Annotated in this window: 19 protein-coding genes and 1 pseudogene; 12 read left to right on the top strand and 8 right to left on the bottom strand. The window is 69.2% G+C overall.

Annotation, left to right across the window (positions count from 1 at the left end):
* Positions 1–391: 391 nt before the first annotated feature.
* On the bottom strand, positions 392–874 hold the full coding sequence (locus ITP53_RS05040; protein WP_195894093.1) for a cation:proton antiporter regulatory subunit: 483 nt from the start codon (positions 872–874) through the stop codon (positions 392–394).
* 187 nt (positions 875–1,061) lie between these two features.
* Between ITP53_RS05040 and ITP53_RS05035 the strand changes: the two genes are divergently transcribed.
* Both ITP53_RS05035 and ITP53_RS05030 read left to right on the top strand, forming a co-directional pair.
* The gene (locus ITP53_RS05035) at positions 1,062–1,706 is read left to right on the top strand and encodes a response regulator transcription factor (protein WP_195894092.1); all 645 of its coding nucleotides are present in this window, start codon (positions 1,062–1,064) and stop codon (positions 1,704–1,706) included.
* Positions 1,707–1,801: 95 nt separating this feature from the next.
* The gene (locus ITP53_RS05030; RefSeq protein ID WP_195894091.1) at positions 1,802–2,227 is read left to right on the top strand and encodes an ATP-binding protein; all 426 of its coding nucleotides are present in this window, start codon (positions 1,802–1,804) and stop codon (positions 2,225–2,227) included.
* A gap of 99 nt (positions 2,228–2,326) precedes the next feature.
* On the opposite strand, the gene ITP53_RS05025 is transcribed toward ITP53_RS05030, so the two are convergent.
* Both ITP53_RS05025 and ITP53_RS05020 read right to left on the bottom strand, forming a co-directional pair.
* Entirely contained in the window at positions 2,327–3,511 is a 1,185-nt protein-coding gene (locus tag ITP53_RS05025) for an acetate/propionate family kinase (protein ID WP_195894090.1), read from the bottom strand.
* Positions 3,487–5,790, bottom strand: a complete 2,304-nt coding sequence (locus ITP53_RS05020; protein ID WP_195894089.1) for a phosphoketolase family protein — start codon at positions 5,788–5,790, stop codon at positions 3,487–3,489. The genes ITP53_RS05025 and ITP53_RS05020 overlap by 25 nt, the downstream gene beginning before the upstream one ends.
* A 61-nt stretch (positions 5,791–5,851) precedes the next feature.
* Between ITP53_RS05020 and ITP53_RS05015 the strand changes: the two genes are divergently transcribed.
* From ITP53_RS05015 to ITP53_RS04995, 5 genes are all read left to right on the top strand, one after another.
* Entirely contained in the window at positions 5,852–7,558 is a 1,707-nt protein-coding gene (locus tag ITP53_RS05015; protein WP_195894088.1) for an IlvD/Edd family dehydratase, read from the top strand.
* Between the two features lie 91 nt (positions 7,559–7,649).
* Positions 7,650–9,317, top strand: a complete 1,668-nt coding sequence (pgi, locus tag ITP53_RS05010; protein WP_207755541.1) for a glucose-6-phosphate isomerase — start codon at positions 7,650–7,652, stop codon at positions 9,315–9,317.
* A 1-nt stretch (position 9,318) separates the two neighbouring features.
* Positions 9,319–10,686, top strand: coding sequence for a glucose-6-phosphate dehydrogenase (zwf, locus tag ITP53_RS05005; RefSeq protein ID WP_195894086.1), 1,368 nt, complete (start codon positions 9,319–9,321; stop codon positions 10,684–10,686).
* A gap of 33 nt (positions 10,687–10,719) precedes the next feature.
* The gene (locus tag ITP53_RS05000; protein WP_195894085.1) at positions 10,720–11,085 is read left to right on the top strand and encodes a GerW family sporulation protein; all 366 of its coding nucleotides are present in this window, start codon (positions 10,720–10,722) and stop codon (positions 11,083–11,085) included.
* A gap of 19 nt (positions 11,086–11,104) precedes the next feature.
* Positions 11,105–11,641, top strand: coding sequence for a cupin domain-containing protein (locus ITP53_RS04995; protein WP_195894084.1), 537 nt, complete (start codon positions 11,105–11,107; stop codon positions 11,639–11,641).
* A 51-nt stretch (positions 11,642–11,692) separates the two neighbouring features.
* Here ITP53_RS04995 and ITP53_RS04990 read toward each other — a convergent pair whose 3' ends face one another.
* Entirely contained in the window at positions 11,693–12,415 is a 723-nt protein-coding gene (locus tag ITP53_RS04990) for a VIT1/CCC1 transporter family protein (protein ID WP_195894083.1), read from the bottom strand.
* Positions 12,416–12,662: 247 nt separating this feature from the next.
* Here ITP53_RS04990 and ITP53_RS04985 point away from each other — a divergent pair, with 247 nt between their 5' ends.
* Positions 12,663–13,292 carry a Uma2 family endonuclease gene (locus tag ITP53_RS04985; protein WP_195894082.1) on the top strand — a complete coding sequence of 210 codons (630 nt, stop codon included), beginning with the start codon at positions 12,663–12,665 and terminating at the stop codon, positions 13,290–13,292.
* A 46-nt stretch (positions 13,293–13,338) separates the two neighbouring features.
* Positions 13,339–13,968: a zinc-binding dehydrogenase gene (locus ITP53_RS04980; protein ID WP_207755540.1), complete on the top strand. Its 630-nt coding sequence runs from the start codon at positions 13,339–13,341 to the stop codon at positions 13,966–13,968.
* Positions 13,969–14,373: 405 nt separating this feature from the next.
* Here the strand turns inward: ITP53_RS04980 and ITP53_RS04975 are convergent, their stop codons facing one another.
* Positions 14,374–15,792, bottom strand: coding sequence for a multicopper oxidase family protein (locus ITP53_RS04975; protein WP_195894081.1), 1,419 nt, complete (start codon positions 15,790–15,792; stop codon positions 14,374–14,376).
* A 533-nt stretch (positions 15,793–16,325) separates the two neighbouring features.
* On the opposite strand from ITP53_RS04975, the gene ITP53_RS59055 reads away from it, so the two are divergent.
* From ITP53_RS59055 to ITP53_RS57030, 3 genes and pseudogenes are all read left to right on the top strand, one after another.
* The gene (locus ITP53_RS59055; protein ID WP_268960933.1) at positions 16,326–16,454 is read left to right on the top strand and encodes a hypothetical protein; all 129 of its coding nucleotides are present in this window, start codon (positions 16,326–16,328) and stop codon (positions 16,452–16,454) included.
* Between the two features lie 1,060 nt (positions 16,455–17,514).
* Positions 17,515–17,610: pseudogene (locus tag ITP53_RS60955) on the top strand (transposase); the annotation flags it as partial.
* 69 nt (positions 17,611–17,679) lie between these two features.
* Positions 17,680–17,913: a hypothetical protein gene (locus ITP53_RS57030; protein WP_236050454.1), complete on the top strand. Its 234-nt coding sequence runs from the start codon at positions 17,680–17,682 to the stop codon at positions 17,911–17,913.
* A 588-nt stretch (positions 17,914–18,501) separates the two neighbouring features.
* On the opposite strand, the gene ITP53_RS04965 is transcribed toward ITP53_RS57030, so the two are convergent.
* Genes ITP53_RS04965 through ITP53_RS04955 form a run of 3 tightly spaced genes read right to left on the bottom strand, consistent with a single transcriptional unit; the run spans position 18,502 to position 20,293 of the window.
* Positions 18,502–19,068 carry a dihydrofolate reductase family protein gene (locus tag ITP53_RS04965; RefSeq protein ID WP_236050453.1) on the bottom strand — a complete coding sequence of 189 codons (567 nt, stop codon included), beginning with the start codon at positions 19,066–19,068 and terminating at the stop codon, positions 18,502–18,504.
* A 25-nt stretch (positions 19,069–19,093) separates the two neighbouring features.
* Positions 19,094–19,693 carry a dihydrofolate reductase family protein gene (locus tag ITP53_RS04960; protein ID WP_195894079.1) on the bottom strand — a complete coding sequence of 200 codons (600 nt, stop codon included), beginning with the start codon at positions 19,691–19,693 and terminating at the stop codon, positions 19,094–19,096.
* 42 nt (positions 19,694–19,735) lie between these two features.
* Positions 19,736–20,293, bottom strand: coding sequence for a YceI family protein (locus ITP53_RS04955; protein ID WP_195894078.1), 558 nt, complete (start codon positions 20,291–20,293; stop codon positions 19,736–19,738).
* Positions 20,294–20,333: the final 40 nt, after the last annotated feature.

The raw sequence follows: 20,333 nt of genomic DNA, 5'->3' as shown, positions 1-20,333 counted from the left end.
TACGCCCAGCTCGGGTGCTAAGGTCGGGTTGCCCGGCTGGCGATGACCAAGCTGGCAGGGCCTACCGCCGGGCTAGTGGGAAGTCAGGTCTGTAGAGCCTGTGTAAGACCGATGGTTGGCACACCAACCCTCGCCGTTGATTCGGGTCGGCAACGGGCTGTGAAGCAGAAAGCTCGACCCGCGAGGGTTGAATCCCTCTGCTTCGGCTGGGGGAGAGGTCAAGTCCACGTCCTGGAACAGCGCGCACCAAGCACCCGGTAGCTCCGACTGACAGCTAGAGGCTGTCCGGCGGACCGGATCGTCTGCTCGATGGGGGGCGTGGGGACACCGCGTTTCCGATCGGCCATGCGAACAAACTATCGGACGATCGGCCTGCCGTGCACCCGTGGTCCTAGCCGTCAGCGAGGATGCCGGCGACGTCCGTGGTCGTGCCCTCACTGCCGACCACGACCACGACGTCACCCTCGTTCAGTACGAACTCGGGACCGGGGCTGGCGAACACCTGCGCGCCGCGCACGACGGCGACGATGGAGGCGCTGGTACGCGTCCGCACGCGCGCGTCCCCCATGGGACGGCCCACGTAGGGTGAGCCGGCGGAGATCGGCAACTGGACGCTCACCAGGCCCCTGACCTGCTGGTGCAACTGGTTGAGCCGCTGCACGATGCGGGGGGCGCCGAGGAGCTCGGCCAGGGCGTCGGCCTCCTCGTCGTTGAGCTTGACCGTCTCGCACGCCCGGTCGGGATCGTCCCTGTCGTAGATCACCAGATCCCGGCGGCCGGTACGATGGGACACGACGCCCACCCGCTGTCCCGCCCGGGTGGTGAACTCGTGTCGTAGCCCGATGCCCGGCAGCGCTGTTTGTTCGAGCTCCACCTGTCCCACCTGTTCAGATCCACGGTTCCGGATGACCCTACCAACGACGACATACCCTGCGCCCCCTCCGCTCTCCCGCCCACGCGGGTCAGGGTGCGGTGGCGGGGCCGGGGCGGTCGTGTCAGGCTGGTACGGCCCTCCCAGACGAGGGAGCCATCTGGAAAGCGACGCCGAGGAACTCCGCCCCATGTCGTCTCCCCCCTGGATCCGGCTGGTGCTCGTGGAGCATCACGCCATGGTCGCCGAGGCCATCGGCATGGCGCTGGACCGTGCCCCCGGCATCGAGGTGGTGGCCCAGGCGGGCACGATCGCCGCGGCCGTGGCCGACGCCGGCAGGTGCCAGCCCGACGTCGTGGTCCTCGACCGCCGCCTTCCCGACGGCGACGGCATCTCGGCCATCGGCAGGCTCGCCGCCGCCGCCCCCAAGGCGCGCGTGCTGGTCCTGACCGGCGAGGCGACTGCTTCCGTGGCCGCCAGGGTGGTGGAGGCCGGCGGGGCCGGGCTGGTGGTGAAGTCGTCGCGGCTGGGCGAGTTGGAGTCCGCGGTGCGGGAGGTGGCGGCCGGCGGGGTGGTGTTCGCGCCGGCGTTGCTGCCGGGCGTGCTGGACCGGCTGACCGGCCGGGCGGGGCAGCTCGGGGCGGCGCTGACGGCGCGGGAGCGTGAGACGCTGCTGCTGCTGGCCGAGGGCGCCAGTACGGACGAGATCAGCGAGCGCCTGGGTGTGGCCAGGAACACGGCGCGCAACCACGTACAGCATGTGCTGGAGAAGCTGGGCGCCCGGTCCAAACTGGAAGCGGTGGCGCTCGCCCGCCGGGACGGGCTGCTCGACTAGCGCAAACGCACCAGATCGCGTCCCATGTCCGCATCAGGCGGGTCTGGCGCTCCTGCGTCTCGTTATCAGCCGCCGTTCTCCATAAAGGTAGAGGTGTGGAGAGTGAGGAGGCGAGGCCGTACGACGTGGACACCCATCTGCCGGAGGAGATGGGCAGCATCACGGCAGCTCGCCAGATCGCCCGCCGCACGCTGGCCGAGCTCGGCTACCTGGGGTACCACGAGGACGTCCTGCTGGTGGTGTCGGAGCTGGTGACGAACGCGCTCGTGCACGGGGACGGCCCGCCCGTGCTGCGGATGAGGGGCGACGCTGATCGGGTGCGGATCGAGGTGAGCGACGCCGGGACGGACCTCCCGGAGCCGCGCGAGCCCGGCCCGGTCAACGGCTGGGGGTTGCACGTGGTGCGGCTGCTGTCCACCGGCTGGGGGATCTCGCAGTGGGACGGCGGGAAGGTGGTGTGGTGCGAGCTGACCGCCCCCGGCACAGACCCGCGCCGTCCTCGAATAACCGTCCCCGAATAACCGTCCCCGAATAACCGTCCCCGAGTAGCCGTCCCCGAACAAGCCGTCCCCGAACAAGCTGGTCTTGAACAAGCTGGTCTTGAACGGCGACGCGGGCCGTCATGGGCCGGGCTCGATCAGCGCGAGGGCTTGACGGGCGATCTCCCATTCCTCGTCGGTGGGGATGACCAGCACGGCCACCTCGCCGCCCGCCGGGGAGACGGCCCGCTCGCCGGCCCCCGCCGCCTCGTTGCGCGGCGGATCCACGACGATGCCGAGCCGGTCGAGGCCGGCCAGGGACTCGGCCCGGGTGGCGGCGTCGTTCTCGCCCACGCCGCCGGTGAACACGATCGCGTCCACCTGGCCGAGCAGCGCGTAGTAGGCGCCGACGTACTTGCGGACGCGCCGCGTGTAGATCTCCAGGGCGAGCCTGGCCTCGTCGTCGTCACGGGCGCGCAGCTTCCGCATGTCGCCCGTCCCGGCCAGCGCGAGCAGGCCGCCGTGGCGGTCCAGCCCGGCCTCCACCCGCTGGGCGTCCATCCCGTCCACGCGGGCCAGGTAGCCGGCCAGCGCGGGGTCGACGTCGCCCGAGCGAGTGCCCATGACCAGGCCCTCCAGGGGCGTCATGCCCATCGAGGTGTCGACGCTGCGGCCGCCGGAGACGGCGGTGGCGCTGGCGCCGTTGCCCAGGTGCAGCACGATCAGGTTCAGGGTGGCGAGGTCCCGGCCGAGGAAGGCGGCGGCGCGGCGGGAGACGTACGCGCAGGAGGTGCCGTGGAAGCCGAAGCGCCGTACGCCGAGCCGCTCGCGCCAGTCCCGGGGCACCGCGTACGTGTACGCCTCCGGCGGCAGCGTCAACTGGAACGCGGTGTCGAACACGGCCACCTGCGGCACCCCGGGAAAGGCCCCGCGCGCGACCTCGATGCCGGCCACGTTGATCGGGTTGTGCAGGGGCGCGAGCGGCGCCAGCTCCTCGATCGCGCGCAGCACGCCGTCGTCGATGAGCACGGCCTCGGTGAACCTGTTCCCCCCGTGCACGACCCGGTGCCCGACCGCGACCGGGTTCAGCTCGGGCCCGGCCGCCTCGAACGCCTCCATGACCGCCGCCAGCCCCTCGCGGTGCCCGGGGAAGCGGGCCCGCCGCTCGTACGGCCTCCCGCCCCCGGCGTGGTGCGTCAGCCGCCCGCCCTCCTCGCCGATGCGCTCGACCAGCCCCCTGGCGGGCCGCGTACGCGTGGTCATGTCGACGAGCTCGTACTTGATCGACGAGGAGCCGGTGTTCAGGACGAGGATGTGGCGGGCCATGTCCACGACCTGATCTCCGGGGGGTCCTCGCCGTGGTCCCTGGTGTACGCGCGGGCGTACAGCCGGGCGTCGCTCATGAACTGGCGCAGGTGCGCCTGGGTCGAGCCCAGTTCTGGCACGCGGTCGATGACGTCCATGACCAGGTGGAAGCGGTCGATGTCGTTCAGCATGGCCATGTCGAACGGCGTCGTCGTGGTGCCCTCCTCCTTGTAGCCGCGTACGTGCAGGTGGGCATGGCCGTGCCGGCGGTAGGTGAGCTGGTGGATGAGCGACGGGTAGCCGTGGAAGTTGAAGATGATCGGTTTGCCGGTGGTGAACAGGGTGTCGAACTCGGCGTCGGACATGCCGTGCGGGTGCTCCGACGGCGGCTGGAGCCGCATGAGGTCCACCACGTTCACGACCCGTACCCGCAGGTCGGGCAGGTGCTCGCGGAGCAGCGCTGCAGCGGCCAGGGTCTCCAGGGTGGGCACGTCGCCCGCGCACCCCAGCACGACGTCCGGGTCGGCCCCCTGGTCGGTGGAGGCCCAGGGCAGGATGCCCAGGCCACGCGTGTTGTGCGCGATGGCCTCGTCCATCGTGAACAGGTCCAGGATCGGCTGCTTGCCCGCCACGATGACGTTGACGTAGTCGCGGGAGCGCAGGCAGTGGTCGCCGACCGAGAGCAGGGTGTTGGCGTCCGGCGGCAGGTAGACGCGCACCACCGACGCCTTCTTGTTCACCACCACGCCGAGGAAGCCCGGATCCTGGTGGCTGAACCCGTTGTGATCCTGCCGCCACACGTGCGACGAGAGCAGGTAGTTGAGTGAGGCGACCGGGCGCCGCCACGGGATCTTCTTGGACGACTCCAGCCACTTGGCGTGCTGGTTGAACATGGCGTCGATGATGTGGATGAACGCCTCGTAGCAGTTGAACAGCCCGTGCCGGCCGGTCAGCAGGTAGCCCTCCAGCCAGCCCTGGCACAGGTGCTCGCTCAGCACCTCCATCACCCGCCCGCCGGCGGCCAGGTGCTCGTCCGTAGGCAGCGTCTCGGCGTCCCAGGCCCTGTCGGTGGCCTCGAACACCGCCGACAACCGGTTCGACTCGGTCTCGTCCGGTCCCATCAGGCGGAACGTGTGCGGGTTGTACCTGATCACGTCGCGCAGGAACCCGCCGAGCACCCGCGTGGGCTCGCTCGACTGGGTGGCCGGCGACTTGACCTCGACGGCAAGCATGCGGAAGTCGGGCAGTCGCAGCGGCTCCAGCAACTCGCCGCCGTTGGTGTGCGGGTTGGCGCTCATCCGCCGCCCGCCCCGCGGCACCGTGTCCAGGATCGCCTGGACCGGCCGGCCCTGGCCGTCGAACAGCTCCTCCGGCCGGTACGAGCGCATCCACTCCTCCAGCATCGCCAGGTGGCCGGCGTTGTCGCGGACCTTGGCCAGCGGCACCTGGTGGGCCCGCCAGGTGCCCTCGACCGGTAGCCCATCCACCTCGCGCGGCCCGGTCCAGCCCTTCGGCGTCCGCAGGATGATCATCGGCAGCCGGTCGGCGTCGCCGTCCTTGTAGGCCGCCATCTCCTCGAACGCGGTGTCCAGGGCGGCCGCCATCTCCTCGTGGTCGGGGCCCACGAGGTGGGGGCGGTGGCCGTACCCCTCCATGAGCTTGATCAGCTCGTCCTCGGGAATGCGGGCGAGCAGGGTCGGGCCGGCGATCTTGTAGCCGTTCAGGTGCAGGATGGGCAGGACGACGCCGTCGCGGCGGCGGTCCGTGAGCTTGTTGGAGTGCCAGCTCGTGGCGAGCGGGCCGGTCTCGGCCTCGCCGTCGCCGATGACGCACGCCACGACCAGGTCCGGGTTGTCGAACGCGGCCCCGTACGCGTGCGCGAGCGAGTACCCGAGTTCGCCGCCCTCGTGGATCGAGCCGGGCGTCTCCGGCGCGACGTGGCTCGGCACGCCGCCGGGGAAGGAGAACTGGCGGAACAGCCGCCGCATCCCCTCCGCGTCCTGCGAGATGTCCGGATAGCGCTCCGAGTACGAGCCCTCCAGCCACGCGTGCGCCACCGCCCCGGGCCCGCCGTGCCCTGGGCCGGCGATGTAGATCATGTCCTGGTCGCGTTCCCTGATCACCCGGTTGAGGTGGGCGAAGCAGAAGTTCAGGCCGGGCGTCGTGCCCCAGTGGCCGAGCAGCCGCGGCTTGATGTGCTCGGGACGCAGCGGCTCGGTCAGCAGCGGATTGTCCAGCAGATAGATCTGCCCGACGGACAGATAGTTGGCCGCCCGCCAGTACGCGTCGATGTGGTCCATATTCAGCTGCTTCCTCCACAGAACGTGCTGAATCCCCCCAGCGCCGGATAAGGTGCCGCACATGGAATTGAGGAGTTCGCGCTGGTATTCGGGAAACGACCGAAACTCCTACATCCATCGGGCGTGGATGCGGCGCGGGCTGCCGCGTGAGGCGTTCGAAGGCGGTAAGCCGCACATCGCGATCGCCAACACCGCCTCCGACCTCACCCCCTGCAACTCCCACCTGAACGAGGTGGCGAAGAGCGTCATGGACGGCGTGTGGGAGGCCGGCGGCGTACCGCTCAACCTGCCCGTCGTCTCGCTCGGCGAGACCAACGTCCGCCCGACCGCGATGCTCTGGCGCAACCTGGCCGCCATGGCCACCGAGGAGATGTTGCGCGCCAACCCCATCGACGGCGTGGTGCTGCTCGGCGGGTGCGACAAGACCATCCCGTCCCTGCTGATGGCCGCCTCCTCCGTGGACCTGCCCGCCGTCGTGGTGCCCGGCGGCCCCATGCTGACGGGACACTTCCGCGGCGCGCCGCTCGGCTGCGGCACCGACGTGTGGCGGCTCAGCGAGGAGGTCCGCGCGGGAACGCTCTCCCGCGAGGCGTTCCTGCGGTCCGAGTCGTCCATGATCCGCAGCCGCGGCCACTGCAACACCATGGGCACCGCCTCCACCATGGCCTGCATGGCCGAGGCGCTCGGGATGACGCTGCCCGGCACCGCCGGCACGCCCGCGGCGGACAGCCGCCTGCTCGAGCGCTCGCACGAGACCGGCCGCCTCGCCGTCGGTCTCGTCATGGAGGGCCGCCGCCCGAGCCAGGTCATGACCAGGGGCGCGTTCCTCAATGCCATCGTGACCCTGGCCGCCGTCGGCGGCTCCACCAACGCCGTCGTCCACCTGCTGGCCATCGCCGGCCGGCTGGGCGTCGAGCTGAGCCTGGACGACTTCGACCGCACCGGCGCCGGCGTGCCGCTGCTCGTCGACCTCCAGCCGGCCGGGCGGCACCTGATGGACGATTTGTTCAGGGCGGGCGGCCTCGCGGCCGTGCTCAAGGAGGTCGAGGACCTGCTCGACCCCGCCGCGATCACCGTCACGGGACGGCCCCTCGTGGAGGACCTCGCCGGGGCGGAGATATGGGACGAGAGCGTCATCAGGCGGCGCTCCGATCCGCTGCTGCCGGACGCGGGCATCGCCGTCCTGCGCGGCAACCTCGCGCCGGGCGGCGCCGTGATCAAACCCGCCGCCGCCTCGCCCGAGCTGCTGCGCCACCGCGGCAGGGCCGTCGTCTTCGACAGCGTGGAGGACGTGTACGCCCGGCTCGACTCCCCGGACCTGGACGTGGACGAGACATCGGTGCTGGTGCTGCGCGGCTGCGGGCCCAAGGGGTACCCCGGCATGCCGGAGGTCGGCAACCTGCCGCTGCCGGCCAAGTTGCTGGCCAAGGGCGTACGCGACATGGTGCGCATCAGCGACGCCCGCATGAGCGGCACCGCGTACGGCACGGTCGTGCTGCACACCGCGCCCGAGGCGGCGGCCGGCGGGCCGCTGTCGAAGGTGCGCACCGGCGACCCGATCGTCCTGGACGTGGCCGCCAGACGGCTCGACGTGGACGTCCCCGACGCCGAGCTGGCCGCCAGGGAGCCGGTCATGAACGGGCACGCCAGGCCCGTACGCGGGTGGGAACGCCTCTACGTGGAGCACGTCACCCAGGCCGACCGCGGCGCCGACCTCGACTTCCTCACCGGTTCCAGCGGCGATCACGTCGGTCGCGAATCCCACTGAGGCGCTGCCGGCCCGAATCGCACCAAGTTGCCGAAGATCTCCGCTCCGCCATGCGCGGAATGAACCGCGGCGGGTATGCGGTTACGGGACGATGGTGATCTGTTCGGCGATCAAGGAGGCAGAAAGCGTGAACGGCGACATCACCCGGAGCCAGGAGTGGGCGGCCCTGGGCAAGCACCACGAGGAGCTGGCCGACAGGCATCTGCGCGAGCTGTTCGCGCAGGACCCGGGACGCGCTGGGCGCATGACGGTGACCGCCGGCGACCTCTACCTCGACTACGCCAAGCACCGGGCCACCGAGGAGACGATCGACCTGCTGGTGGCCCTGGCCGAGCGGGCGGGCCTGCGCGACAGGATCGCCCGGATGTTCGGCGGCGAGCACATCAACGTCAGCGAGGATCGCGCGGTCCTGCACGTGGCGCTGCGCATGTCCCGCGACGCCCGGCTCGTCGTGGACGGTCAGGACGTCGTGGCCGACGTGCACACCGTGCTGGACGAGATGAGCGCGTTCGCCGGCCGGGTCAGGTCGAAGGAGTGGAAGGGCGCCACGGGCAAGCCGATCGAGACCGTGGTCAACATCGGCATCGGCGGCTCCGACCTCGGCCCCGCCATGGCCTACGAGGCGCTGCGCGACTACGCCGACGCCGGCATCACGGCCAGGTTCGTCTCCAACATCGACCCGGCCGACATCACCGGCAACCTCGCCGGGCTCGACCCCGCGACCACCCTGTTCGTGGTCAGCTCCAAGACCTTCACCACGCTCGAGACGCTCACCAACGCCAGGGTCGCGCGCCGCTGGCTGGTCGACGCGCTCGGCGACGAGGCGGTGTCCAAGCACTTCGTCGCCGTCTCCACCAACGCGGAGAAGGTCGCCGCCTTCGGCATCGACACCGACAACATGTTCGGCTTCTGGGACTGGGTCGGCGGCCGCTACTCCTTCGACGGCGCCATCGGGCTCTCCCTCATGATCGCCATCGGCCCCGAGCGGTTCCGCGAGATGCTCGCCGGCTTCCACGCCATGGACCAGCACTTCCGCACCGCGCCGTTCAAGGCCAACATGCCGGTGCTGATGGGCCTGCTCGGAGTCTGGTACAACGACTTCTTCGGCGCCGAGACCCGTGCCGTGCTGCCCTACAGCCAGCGGCTGCACCGCTTCCCCGCCTACCTGCAGCAGCTCACGATGGAGTCCAACGGCAAGTCCGTACGCGCCGACGGCTCCCCAGTGACGACGGCCACCGGGGAGATCTTCTGGGGCGAGCCGGGCACCAACGGCCAGCACGCCTTCTACCAGCTCCTGCACCAGGGCACCCGGCTGGTGCCGGCCGACTTCATCGGCTTCGCCGAGCCCTTCGAGGACCGCGAGGGCATGCACGACCAGCTCACCGCCAATCTGCTGGCGCAGACGTCGGCGCTGGCGTTCGGCAAGACGGCCGAGGAGATCGCCGGTGAGGGCACCGCGGCCGAGGTCGTGCCGCACAAGGTGATGCCGGGCAACCGGCCCACCTCCACGATCCTCGCGCCCAAGCTGACCCCAGGCACGCTGGGCCAGCTCGTCGCGCTCTACGAGCACATCGTGTTCGTCGAGGGCACGATCTGGGGCGTCGACTCCTTCGACCAGTGGGGGGTCGAGCTGGGCAAGAAGATGGCGCTGGACCTGGCGCCCGCGCTCGTCTCCGCCGAGCCGCCGACGGAGCTCCCTGACGCGTCCACCGAGCACCTCGTACGCCGCTACCGCGAGCTGCGCGGAAGGCGGGCCTGAGATGGCGCGGGCCGGCGCGCTGGTCCTGTTCGGCAGCACGGGCGACCTCGCGGACAAGCTGGTCCTGCCCGCGCTCTATCGCCTGATCGCCAACGGTCGGCTCGACCTGCCGATCATCGGGGTGGCCAAGACCGATATGGGTCTCGACGCGCTGCTTGAGCGCGTCCGCGAGGGCTGCGGCGGCGTCCGCGACGCGGCGTTCGAGAGGCTGGCGGGCAACCTGCGGCTGGTCTCCGGCGACTACCGCGACCCCGGGACGTTCGCCAGGCTGCGCGACGAGACCGAGGGGCTGGGCTTCCTCGTCCACTACCTCGCGGTGCCGCCGTCGCTGTTCGCCACCGTCGCCGAGGGGCTGGCGGGAGAGGGCCTCAACCGCGACGCCCGGCTAGTGGTGGAGAAGCCGTTCGGGCACGACCTCGAATCGGCCCGCAGGCTCAACGACGAGCTGCTCAAGCATTTCGACGAAGACCACCTGCGCCGGGTCGACCACTTCCTGGGCAAGGAGCCGGTGGAGGATCTCATGGTCTTCCGGTTCGCCAACGCGCTGCTCGAACCGATCTGGAACCGCGCCCACATCCGCAGCATCCAGATCACCATGGCCGAGGACTTCGACATACGCGACCGGGGCGCCTTCTACGACGCCACCGGCACCATCCGTGACGTGGTCCAGAACCACCTGCTGCAGCTCCTGGCCATCCTCGCCATGGACCCGCCGCCGTCCACCGACGCCCGGGCCCAGCTCGACGAGAAGTGGCGCGTGCTGCGCGCGGTCAAGCCCATCGCGCCCGCCGACGTCGTACGCGGCCAATACTCCGGCTACCTCGGCACCGATGGCGTGCGCCCCGACTCCACGACCGAGACCTACGTCGCCCTGCGCGCCTACATCGACAACTGGCGCTGGGCCGGGGTGCCCTGGTGCATCCGCTCCGGCAAGGCCCTTCCCGCCACCGACCTGGAGATCGTCGCCGAGCTGCACCGGCCTCCGGTGACGATGTTCGGCGACGGCGACGTCCCCGAGAGCCCCAACCTCATCAGGTTCAGGCTGCAGCCCGACGCCGGTGTGACGTTCGACCTGCTGGCCAAGGAGCCGGGCAAGCAGCACACCAGGCCGGTTCCGGTGAGCGTCGACTTCACCAAGGTGCTCGGGCCCATGGAAGCCGCCTACGAGCGCATCCTGTCCGACGCCGTCAGCGGCGACCCGCGCAGGTTCGCCAGGTTCGACCTGGTGGAGGAGTCGTGGCGGATCGTGCAGCCGGTGCTCGACCTGCCGGAGCGGCCGCTGCCGTACACGAAGGGGTCGTGGGGGCCGGAGCGCGCGGCGGAGATCGCGCCGGGCGGCTGGCACGAGATCTCCACCACGTTCGACTAGGACGATGGGGCTCCGCGGGGTGACGATGGGGTGATGAACATCATGGAGTTGGTGGAGCAGTCGAAGGACGCCGCGACCGTGCGGCGCGTCTTCGGCGAGCCGATCCACCAGGGCGACTCGATCATCATCCCCGTCGCCAGAGTCGCCCAGGGGGGCGGCGGGGGCCAGGGCCAGAGCAAGCGCGACAAGCCTGACAAGGGGGGTGAGGAAGGCGAGGGCGGCGGAGGCGGCTTCGGCTTCACCGCCACGCCCGCGGGGGTCTACGTGCTCAAGGACGGCGACGTCCAGTGGCGGCCCGCCATCGACGTCAACCGCATCGTGCTGGGCGGCCAGTTCGTGGCCGTCGTGCTGCTGCTGACCCTGCGCGCCATCGTCAAGAGACGGCGTCGCAAGGGCTAGCCCCGATGAGGCCGCCGACGTGCTGATCGACCTGCTCGACGCGGAGCTGCCCGGCCGAGACTTCCTGATGCCCGGTTCCACCCTCCCGGTGCGGCGGGCCAGGCTGGACGGCTCCGCCTCGCTCGTCCGCTTCCCGCCCGGCTGGGCGCGGCCCGAGCGCGGCCACCACCTCGCGGGGGAGGAGTTCGTCGTGCTCGACGGCGAGCTCAACGTCTCCGGCGTCACCTACCTGCCCGGCCACCACGGCTGGGTGCCCGCCGGGGCGCTGCGCCACTCCTGCTCGGCCCCCCGTGGGGCGCTCGCGTTCACCTCCTTCGCAGGGACGGACACCTGGGTACGCAGCGATCTCGACGAGCCCGACGGCCCCACCCTGCGCACGCCGCTGGAGACCGTCGTCATCCCCCGTGGCGGCCTCCGGCTCACCCCGCACTCCGCCCTGTTCGACACGCCCGTCCCCCTCGACCGGCCCGCCGAGATGATCACCGTGGCGAGCTGGACGTGGGAGCGGTCCACGTTGATCCCCGAGGGCCGGGTGCTCGTGAGGTGGACGCCGTGACCTCTCTGACGCAGATCATGGCGCCAAGAGGCCGGGCCGGCCGTGGGCGGGTTATGAGACCGCGACGCCGAGCAGGTGGCCCAGGCCGAACGTGACGCTCGCGGCGCCCACGCCCAGCGCGAGCTGCCGCAGACCGCCGAGCCACCACGGGCGCGCGGTCATCACGGCCACCGCCGCACCGAACCCGAACAACGCCATCACGCTCAGCACCAGGGCCACCACCAGCCCGGCCGCCCCGAACAGGAACGGCGCCAGCGGCACCAGCGCCCCGGTGGCGAACGCGCAGAACGACGACCCGGCGGCCACGTAAGGCGAGGGCAGGTCGTCGGGATCCACCCCCAGCTCCTCCCGTACGTGCACCCGCAGCGCCTGCTCGGGATCGGCGGACAACCTCTCGGCGACCCGGCGCGCCAGCTCGGGGTCGAGGCCGCGCGCCCGGTAGAGCGCGGCCAGCTCCGCCTGCTCGCCAACGGGGTCGCGGGCCAGCTCCCGGCGTTCCACGGCGATCTCGGCCCGCATCAGCTCCGTCTGGGACTTGACCGACGTGTACTCGCCGGCCGCCATGGAACACGCCCCGGCGACCAGGCCCGCGACCCCCGCCAGCACCGCGCCCTGCCCGGCGCCGGCGGCCCCCACGACTCCGGCGATCAACGCGAAGTTGGACACCAGCCCATCCATCGCCCCGAACACCGCCGGCCGCAACCACCCACCGGTCACGTCCCGGTGGCGGTGGTGCTTCTCCGGAGAGTACGGCGGGGCGAGCTCGACGGTCATGCAATTCCTCCACCTATAAACGGCTTATTCATGAAATGTAGGCATAGGTCCCTAAGATCCGCAACGCAGGAGAGCCTTGCCTGACCTGCACCTCCGCAGGGAACACGTGCCGGATCTCGCGAGAAAGGACATGGCACGTCATGTGACGGTAATGTCAAAGCGTCACTTGTTGTGATCGCATGAACGCGTAAACACACGCGATCGGTCATGGCGATGCGAGACTCGGCTCATGGAAGGTGGCGACGATATGAGCGCTCTGCCTAGCGAGGGCCGGCTGGTCGCACACCCGGCGCCCAGGCGGACGCCGCTGTTCCCCGCCGGCCGCGTCACCGGTTACACCGTCGATGACTGGCTCAAGCTGCCCGAAACGGGGGAGCGCATCGAGTTGATCGACGGGAACTTCTCGGTGAGTCCTGTGCCCATGGGCTCGCACGCATTGTGCGCCGGCGGTTTGCGAGCGGTCCTCACGGCGGCGGCCAGGGCGGCGAAGCCGGATCTCGTGGTCGTCGAGACGGTGAACGTGCAGACCGGGGACGACGGGCTCATTCCCGACGTCGCGGTGGTGCCCCGTGACCTGGTCATGGCTCGCACGGTGGTCTTCCCGGCCTCGGACGTGGCGGCCGTGGCCGAGATCGTCAGTCCTGGGCTGGGCAATCGTCGGCGGGACTACGAGATCAAGCCGCCCAAATACGCCAAGGCCGGCATCGGCGTGTTCATCAGGGTTGAGATCGAAGGTGCCGACATTCCACGCGTCGAGGTGTTCCAGCTTGGCCCGGACGGCTACGAGATGACCGGACAGACGAAGGCGGGCGAACTCGTGACGCTGACCGAGCCCTTCCCGGCCTCGTTCGATCCCGCCGAACTACTCGAAGCCTAGGCAACGACACGCAAGCGCAACCGGCCTCACGGGCACGACGGTCGCGGTGTTCGGCGCCGGTACCATCGGCCTGCTGGCCGCATACAGCGCTCTGATCAAGGGCGCCGCCGAGGTCTACGTTGTCGACTCGGTGTCCGAGCGGCTGGACAAGGCCGCAGAGATCGGCGCCGTACCCGTGGACTACCGGCAAGGGGACCCGGTCGAGCAGATCCGCGGACTCCGCCAGGATCGCGGTCTCGCGCCTGGCGAGGAGGCGATGCGCGGAGTCGAGGCGGGCATCGACGCGGTCGGCTTCCAGGCCCGTGACCGCCTGAAGCACGACGTGGAGAACCCCGGGCAGATCGTCGGTGATCTCGCACGGCTGGTCAACCCGAGCGGCCATCTGGCTGTCATCGGCGTCTACGCCGAGAAGGACCTGAACCCGGCACCAGAGGGAAACGTCGATGGCCGCCTGACGGTGCCATGGGGGACCTTCTTCTCCAAGGGCATCTCGGTGCGGTTCGGCCGGACGCATGACCGGCGTTACACGGTGCTGCTGCGTGACATGGTGCTGTCCGGACGAGCCCGTCCCAGTGTGGTGGTCACCCACCACGGCCGGCTCGACGACGCTCCCGGGCTGTATCGGGCGTTCGATCGGCGCGCCGAGGGAGTGGTCAAGGCGGTGCTGCGGCCGTGACCGAGCCTCCGGGGCGGTGAATGCGCCGAAGGCGGACCCGTGGGCGGCATTGAGCTCGCTGACAAGGGCGGCGCTGTGGCCCCGTGAGTTGTTCGGCGACCGCCATCCTAGACGCGCTGGGCGTCCGGCGAGCAGGCCGCGCTGTCGCTGGCGCACCATGGAACGCCAGGTCACTGAGACGCCGACATCGTTTTCAACTTCGTTCAGGATGACGAGGCGCTGAGCGCAGTCGTCTCAGGAGCGGATGGTGTGCTGGTCGGCCTCTCAGAGCTGCCGTGACCTGGCTGCCCGCGTGGCGGACTGGTGGCGCGACCATGCTCGACGCTCCGAACATTGACGATGACGGGGTCGTCTTGTCCTCGGTGTACGGCGATGCTGCGGAGTGTTCTGGGCTACACCATCGGCTCAGCGGGTGACCTCGATGTTGGCCATCATCCCCCGGTCCTCATGGTTGAGGATGTGGCAGTGGAACGGGTATTTTCCGGTGAAGTCGCGGAACCTCATCCGGATGACCACCTCTCCGCGCACGGGCAGCTGAACGGTGTCCTGCCAGCCACGGAAGTGGTAAGGCCGGCCGTTCACGCTCATCAGCTGGAAGTCGTTGACGTGCACATGGAAGGTGTGCTGCTCGTCGGAGGCGTTGCGGACAAGCCACTCCTCGGTGGTGTTCAGCTTCGCACGCGCGTCTATCCGGTCGGGGTCGAACAGCTTGCCGTTGATGAAGAACTGGTTGGTCTCGTCGTTCTCGGAGAAGGTGATGGTGCGTCGCCGGTCGATGCGGTCCTTGCTGAGGTCGTCGATCGGAGCAAAGGCGGCGGGGATGGACGCGGGCCACATGGGGCGTCCGGCGGATACGAGGGTGGCCAGTGTTGTCTCCGGGTAGGAGTCGCCGTCCGGGCCGGTGTTGTAGGCGGTGGTGATCAGGCGCGTACGGCCGGCCGGCGGTCCCTGCACGAGCACGTCGTAGCGCGCCCCGGGCGGCAGGAGCAGGGCTTCGTCGCTCCAGACGCGGTTGGCGGGGTTGGCGTCCTGGGCCAGCACGGTGAGGCGGGCGCCCTCGAGCCGGACGTTGTAGGCGATGTCGGCGCTGATGTTGGCCAGGCGCCACAGCTGGGTTTCGCCGGGGCGGATGTGGATGACCGGATTGACGAGCCCGTTCACGGTCCTGGTGGTGGACGCGTTGCTGTCGATGCCGGTCGTGGGGATGGCTCCGTCGTGTACCTGGAAGTCCTTGAGCGCGATGAGGCGTTCGGTGATGCCGTGCAGGCGGCGCGGGAGGTAGCGGTCGAGCCCGTCGATCACAATGGCGCCGGAGAGGCCCGCGAAGACCTGCGGCTCGGAGATCGGGTGGGCGTGCGAGTGGTACCAGTACGTGCCCGGTTCCAGATCCTTGGGTAGGCGGTAGCTGTAGTGGTAGGTCTGGCCCGGCATGATGTGCAGGTAGACATTGTCGGAATTGCCGCTCGGGGAGACGTGCCAGCCATGGGTGTGCAGGTTGGTGTGCTCGCCCAGCCGGTTCACCAGGGTCAGGTCGAGCCGGTCGCCGGGGCGCAGGCGGAGCGTGGGCGGCATGTAGTCTCCGTTGTAGGTCAGTGCCTTGACGTCCTGGCCGGCCAGCCGGACGGTACGTTGCTCCACTACGAGCCGTACCCTCAGCAGGCCGCCGCTGCTGATCAGTTCGCGCGGCTGGCGGAACGCCGGCTGCGCCTGCGCGGTCGGGGCCGGCGCGGTCGGCGTGGCGGGGGCTGCCTCGATTGTCGCGACCGGGCGGCAGGCGACCCCCGTCATGAGAGCCAGTCCGAGCAGGACGGCAGATCGCGGCATGGCCATGGTGCTCCTCAGACACGGACAACGACGCCTGCCTGAATGCCCGCTTCTTTTCGTCGTATCTGCGCGGGCCTGCTTTTTTACCAGCACTAGGAGGACGGAAGACCCCACCCACGACGGGCTGGTCGAAGATTAGGCATATGGAGGAAAAAGACCATACCGGTCCTTCTTTGGGTAGGCGCGTTCTTCTCCAGCGGGTGCAGCCAGGGTTGAACGGGCTCATCGATGGCTCGTTGTCCTCGCTGGCGCCGATCTTCGCCGTGGTGGTCTCGACCCGGCAGCCGGGTTACGCGTTCGTGGCGGGGGCTGGCCACGGCCATCGGGGCGGCGATCAGTATGGCGTTCTCCGAGGGACTGTCCGACACTGGAGCGGTTACCGAACGCGGCAGCGCGTGGCGAAGAGGTTGCGTCGTCGGCGGCGGTACCTTTGTCGGCGGCATCATGCACACCTTGCCGTTCTTGATTCCGTCGTATCTGCCCGCGCTTGTAGCCGCGCTGGTGGTGGTCATCTTGGAACTGCTGACCCTCGCATGGCTGCGCCACCGGTTCTTCGGCGTCTCATTCGCGGGTCGCTGGCCACCGTCACTCTCGGCGGTGTGCTCATCGCGGGCATCAGCATCGCCCTGGGCGCGCTACTGGGCACGTCGGTCGCCGACTGAGCTCAGGACACCAGTACGGTTCAGGAGCATGCCGATCACGGCGACGGTGTCGTCACATGCCTTCCGACGCAGGTTCCAACCTCCCTTCCCGAGACCTCCCAACGTGAAGATTGGCGTCGGTCAGGAGCGAAACGAAGACCGCCCTCCACCGGTGCGGCGCGAGCGAACTAGGCAACGTGAAGATGAGCCGTGGGAAATCGGCCCGTCGGGGTCGACGAAACCTTCGAGCGTGAGTACATCCGGGAGAAGTTTCTGGAACGCCAGGCGTCTGGCCGCGAGCGCGGGGCAGTATGGGCAGGCGGCCCAAGGCGGTCGGCGACGACATGGTGGCCTGCGCCCGCTGTGCAGGGCTGGAGGGGGAGCAGAGGCTTGCGCTCCTGCGGGCGCGAGCAACGCGGTCACCTCCGCGATCGCCTCTGGCGTCGGCTTGAAGTACTGGCGCAGGTTCTTGTGACGCGACTTGGCCATTAGATCCAGATCCGCCCTTCGGGCGTGCTCGCGTGGATGAGAATCGCTGGGTGTGCTGCCCGCTGACGTCGGTCCGCTATGGCTCGTGGAGACCGTCCATGAGATGGACGCTGGAGCCCTCACCTTCGGGTGTCCCCCGGGTTGCGTCGTGAACGCGAGTGTCAGCTTCTTAGATCACTGTCGGGGCTCCGCGGGTGGCATGCATGTCCTGATCAACAGGTCCTGGGGAAGGGCGGGACGGCATGCAGGTTCTCTACCAGCGGTGCGCGGCGATCGATGTCGGCAAGGACGAGATCGCCATCGCGGTCCGCACTCCCGGTGACGGCCCGCAGGGGCGGGTCACCATCAAGCGCACCTACAAGACGTTCTACAGCGTACACAAAGAGGCGGCTCGCCGGCTGCACCTGCAGCATCTCGATCTTCTCGATCAGATGATCGCCAAACTCGATGCGCAGGTCGAGGAGATGATGGTGCCCTTTCGCCTCGCCCGGGAGCTCTTGACGAGCATCCCCGGGATCGGGCCGATGGCCGCCGCCCAGGTGATCGGCGAAACCTCACCTGCCCGCGGGAGTTCTTCGCCACCGCCGCCAAGCTGGCCGCCTGGTCGGGACTGGCTCCGGGTAACCACGAGTCGGCGGGCAAACGCAAGCCCGGACGACGCCGCCACGGCAACCAGCACCTGCAACCGGTCGTGGTCGAGGCCGCCTGGTCCGCGGTGCGACATACCGGCTACCTGCGCTCGCTCTACCACCGGCACGTGATGAAGAACGGCGGCTACCGCAGCGGCGTGGCCAAGAACAAGGCGATCGTCACCGTCGCCCACGCCATGATCGTCATCATCTGGCACGTCCTGGCCACCAGCACGCTGTACCACGAACTCGGCGAAGACTACTTCACCACCCGCAAAGACCCCGAGAAGGAAGCCCAGCGACTGATCGCCAAACTCCAGGCCCTGGGCCCTAAGGTCACCGTCGAACCAGCGGCCGCCTAACCCCATCCCCGCCGAATCCCTGATCGACGATCACCGTCGCCGGCCAGGGTTCGCTGCCGCCTGCCTGGCTGAGGTTGATTCACGTGTCAGGGCGTCCGATATCCGAAGAACGTCATGTCGGGGCCGCTGTGATAGCAAAGTTGCTCTACCGGTCGGACTTCATAGCCCTGCCCCCACTTGGCGATTTTATCCGCGTAACACTGCCTTTCGTTGTTCCAGTACCAACCGCTGGAAAGCCACGGGCCAGCGGTGGCGGGCGCAACCTCCCGCTCGGATCCGGATGACGCCAACGCTCGGGTCACGGACATGGTCAGGCACAACCCGACCACGACTAGACAAGACGTAATACGACGAATGGATGGCATGAATAACCTCGTTCCTTGGTTTCAGAATCGAATTGTCCCGTATAGCGGAATCCGCCGCATTAGCTGAGTGCGCGATGCTTGTGGCGCTCGCTGCTCCCGAACCCAACATCAGAGTGACGACGCCTATCAGAGCAGCGATGAAAGAGACGATGTCAACGGTCACTGGGTTCGGCTCTGGACTGTGAGGCGCTATCCCCCTCTCCGACCATCAGCAAGCTCCGGGTCACGGACGGCGGATGCGGTAGCGCATGTGCGTGACGTGCTGCGCGAGATCCTCGACCTGCGGAGTGGTCAACCGGCGGACCGCGTCGAGTTCGATGTGCTCGGCGGGCAGGTTGTCGAACAGCCTTCGTCCCTGCCCGAGCAGGACCGGTACGACGTGCAGTTCCAGTTCGTCGAGCTGCCCTGCCCGCAGCAGCGCCTGCGCCGCCCCGGCACCGTGCACCATCACGTCGCCGTCCCCGGCCGCCGCGCGGGCATGTGCGGCGCACTCGCGGACGTCGGTGACGTAGCGGACGCCGCCCGGTGGCGGGTCGTCCGGGACGTTGTGGGTCAGGACGAAGATCGGGACGCCGTCGTGATGGTCGCCCTGCCAGCGGTCGGCGTGTTCGTAGGTACGGCGGCCGGAGATGACGGCGCGGGTGACCAGCACCTCGGTGTACACCTGTCCGCTTGGTCCCGGGTCGTTGCGCCGATCGAGCCAGTTGAAAAGGCGGAACCCGCCGATGCCCATCGGGGTGTCCAGACTGTCCCGCGGCCCGGTGACGTAACCGTCCAGGGATATGGTCATGTACAGCCGGATGAGTGCCATCGCCTCAGCCCGCCGTTCTTCCGCGGTAGCGCAGGTGCGCCACACCCGGCCCGTCCACGGCACGGAGCAGTTCGAGCTCGATGTGGTCGGGTGGCATGTCCTCGAAGAGCGGTTCACCCTGTCCGAGTAGGACCGGGATCAGGTGAATCTGCAGTTCGTCGAGGACGCCTGCGGCAAGTGCCAGCCGAGCGGTGCGGGCTCCGTGGACCAGTACGTCCTTGTCGCCGGCCGCGTCCTTGGCCATGCTCATCGCGGCCGTGACGTCGCTTACATAGGTGACCCCGGGCCATTGCAGCTTGGGATCGGGCTGACGGCGGCTCAGGACGAAGATCGGCACGCCATCGTGGTGGTCGCCGCCCCAGCCGTCGGCGAGCTCGAACGTCCGCCGGCCGACGACGACCGCCCCGGTGGCCATGGCCTCGTCCATGACTTCACGGTTCACGCCCGCCAGGTGGCTGCCTGTTCTGTGCTCGGCGTCGGCATCCGGCAGAAACCACTCATGCAGCCGCTGCCCTTTGTCACCGAGCCCGTTGCCCGGCGCCACGTTCGGCCCGGCGATGAACCCGTCCACCGACATCGACATGTACAGCACGGTCTTACTCACGTTTCCAATCCTTTCGGTACGTACGACGGTGTGCCACGAGGGTCATCGTGGGTCCGGTCCGGTGCTCGTGAACTCGACCGCGATGGCGATCTCGATGGTGTCGGCGACCACGACGTTGCCGGCGCCGAAGCCGAGTTGGATGTCGACGCCGAACGCGGCACGGCTGATGGTGGTGGTCGCCGAGAACCCGGTGCGCTCCGCGCCGGACGGGTCGTCGACGACGCCGAGGAACTCGGCCTCCAGCTCGACGGTCCTGGTGACACCGTGCAGGGTCAATTCGCCGACCAGGATGAAGGTCTCGCCGTCGAAGCCGCGGACCTCGGTCGAGGTGAACTCGATCTGCGGGTGGTTCTCCACGTTCAGGAAGTCGGCCGACCGGATGTGCTGGTCGCGCTGTTCGTTGCCGGTGTGCACCGAGGCGGGGTCGATGAGGGCGGTCACCCGGCCGCCGTCGTCGCCGACGGTCAGCGCCGCCGAGGCGAGCGCAATCGTTCCCCTGACCTTGCCGACGCCCATGTGGCGGACCTTGAACGAGACGTCGGAATGGACGGGATCGCCGACCCAGGTGCCGGCGGCGAGGGTGGTATCGACGGTGATCATGGCGTACGGGGCTCCCTCTGTGCGGCCCGGCCTGCCCGGG

It is taken from the genome of Nonomuraea cypriaca, assembly GCF_015645445.1.
Lineage (GTDB): Bacteria > Actinomycetota > Actinomycetes > Streptosporangiales > Streptosporangiaceae > Nonomuraea > Nonomuraea cypriaca.
The sequence above is the reverse complement of the archived record's forward strand: the minus strand, read 5'-3'. Positions and strand labels throughout refer to the sequence as shown.

Excerpts from the sequence above, each read along its gene's own strand:
- ITP53_RS04975 (WP_195894081.1), bottom strand. The coding sequence starts at position 15,792 with ATGCCGCGATCTGCCGTCCTGCTCGGACTGGCTCTCATGACGGGGGTC.
- ITP53_RS59055 (WP_268960933.1), top strand. The coding sequence starts at position 16,326 with ATGGCTGCGCCACCGGTTCTTCGGCGTCTCATTCGCGGGTCGCTGGCC.
- ITP53_RS05035 (WP_195894092.1), top strand. The coding sequence starts at position 1,062 with ATGTCGTCTCCCCCCTGGATCCGGCTGGTGCTCGTGGAGCATCACGCC.
- ITP53_RS04985 (WP_195894082.1), top strand. The coding sequence starts at position 12,663 with ATGAGCGCTCTGCCTAGCGAGGGCCGGCTGGTCGCACACCCGGCGCCC.
- ITP53_RS05015 (WP_195894088.1), top strand. The coding sequence starts at position 5,852 with ATGGAATTGAGGAGTTCGCGCTGGTATTCGGGAAACGACCGAAACTCC.
- ITP53_RS04965 (WP_236050453.1), bottom strand. The coding sequence starts at position 19,068 with ATGACCATATCCCTGGACGGTTACGTCACCGGGCCGCGGGACAGTCTG.
- ITP53_RS05020 (WP_195894089.1), bottom strand. The coding sequence starts at position 5,790 with ATGGACCACATCGACGCGTACTGGCGGGCGGCCAACTATCTGTCCGTC.
- ITP53_RS05000 (WP_195894085.1), top strand. The coding sequence starts at position 10,720 with ATGAACATCATGGAGTTGGTGGAGCAGTCGAAGGACGCCGCGACCGTG.
- pgi (WP_207755541.1), top strand. The coding sequence starts at position 7,650 with ATGGTGATCTGTTCGGCGATCAAGGAGGCAGAAAGCGTGAACGGCGAC.
- ITP53_RS04990 (WP_195894083.1), bottom strand. The coding sequence starts at position 12,415 with ATGACCGTCGAGCTCGCCCCGCCGTACTCTCCGGAGAAGCACCACCGC.
- zwf (WP_195894086.1), top strand. The coding sequence starts at position 9,319 with ATGGCGCGGGCCGGCGCGCTGGTCCTGTTCGGCAGCACGGGCGACCTC.
- ITP53_RS05025 (WP_195894090.1), bottom strand. The coding sequence starts at position 3,511 with ATGGCCCGCCACATCCTCGTCCTGAACACCGGCTCCTCGTCGATCAAG.
- ITP53_RS04955 (WP_195894078.1), bottom strand. The coding sequence starts at position 20,293 with ATGATCACCGTCGATACCACCCTCGCCGCCGGCACCTGGGTCGGCGAT.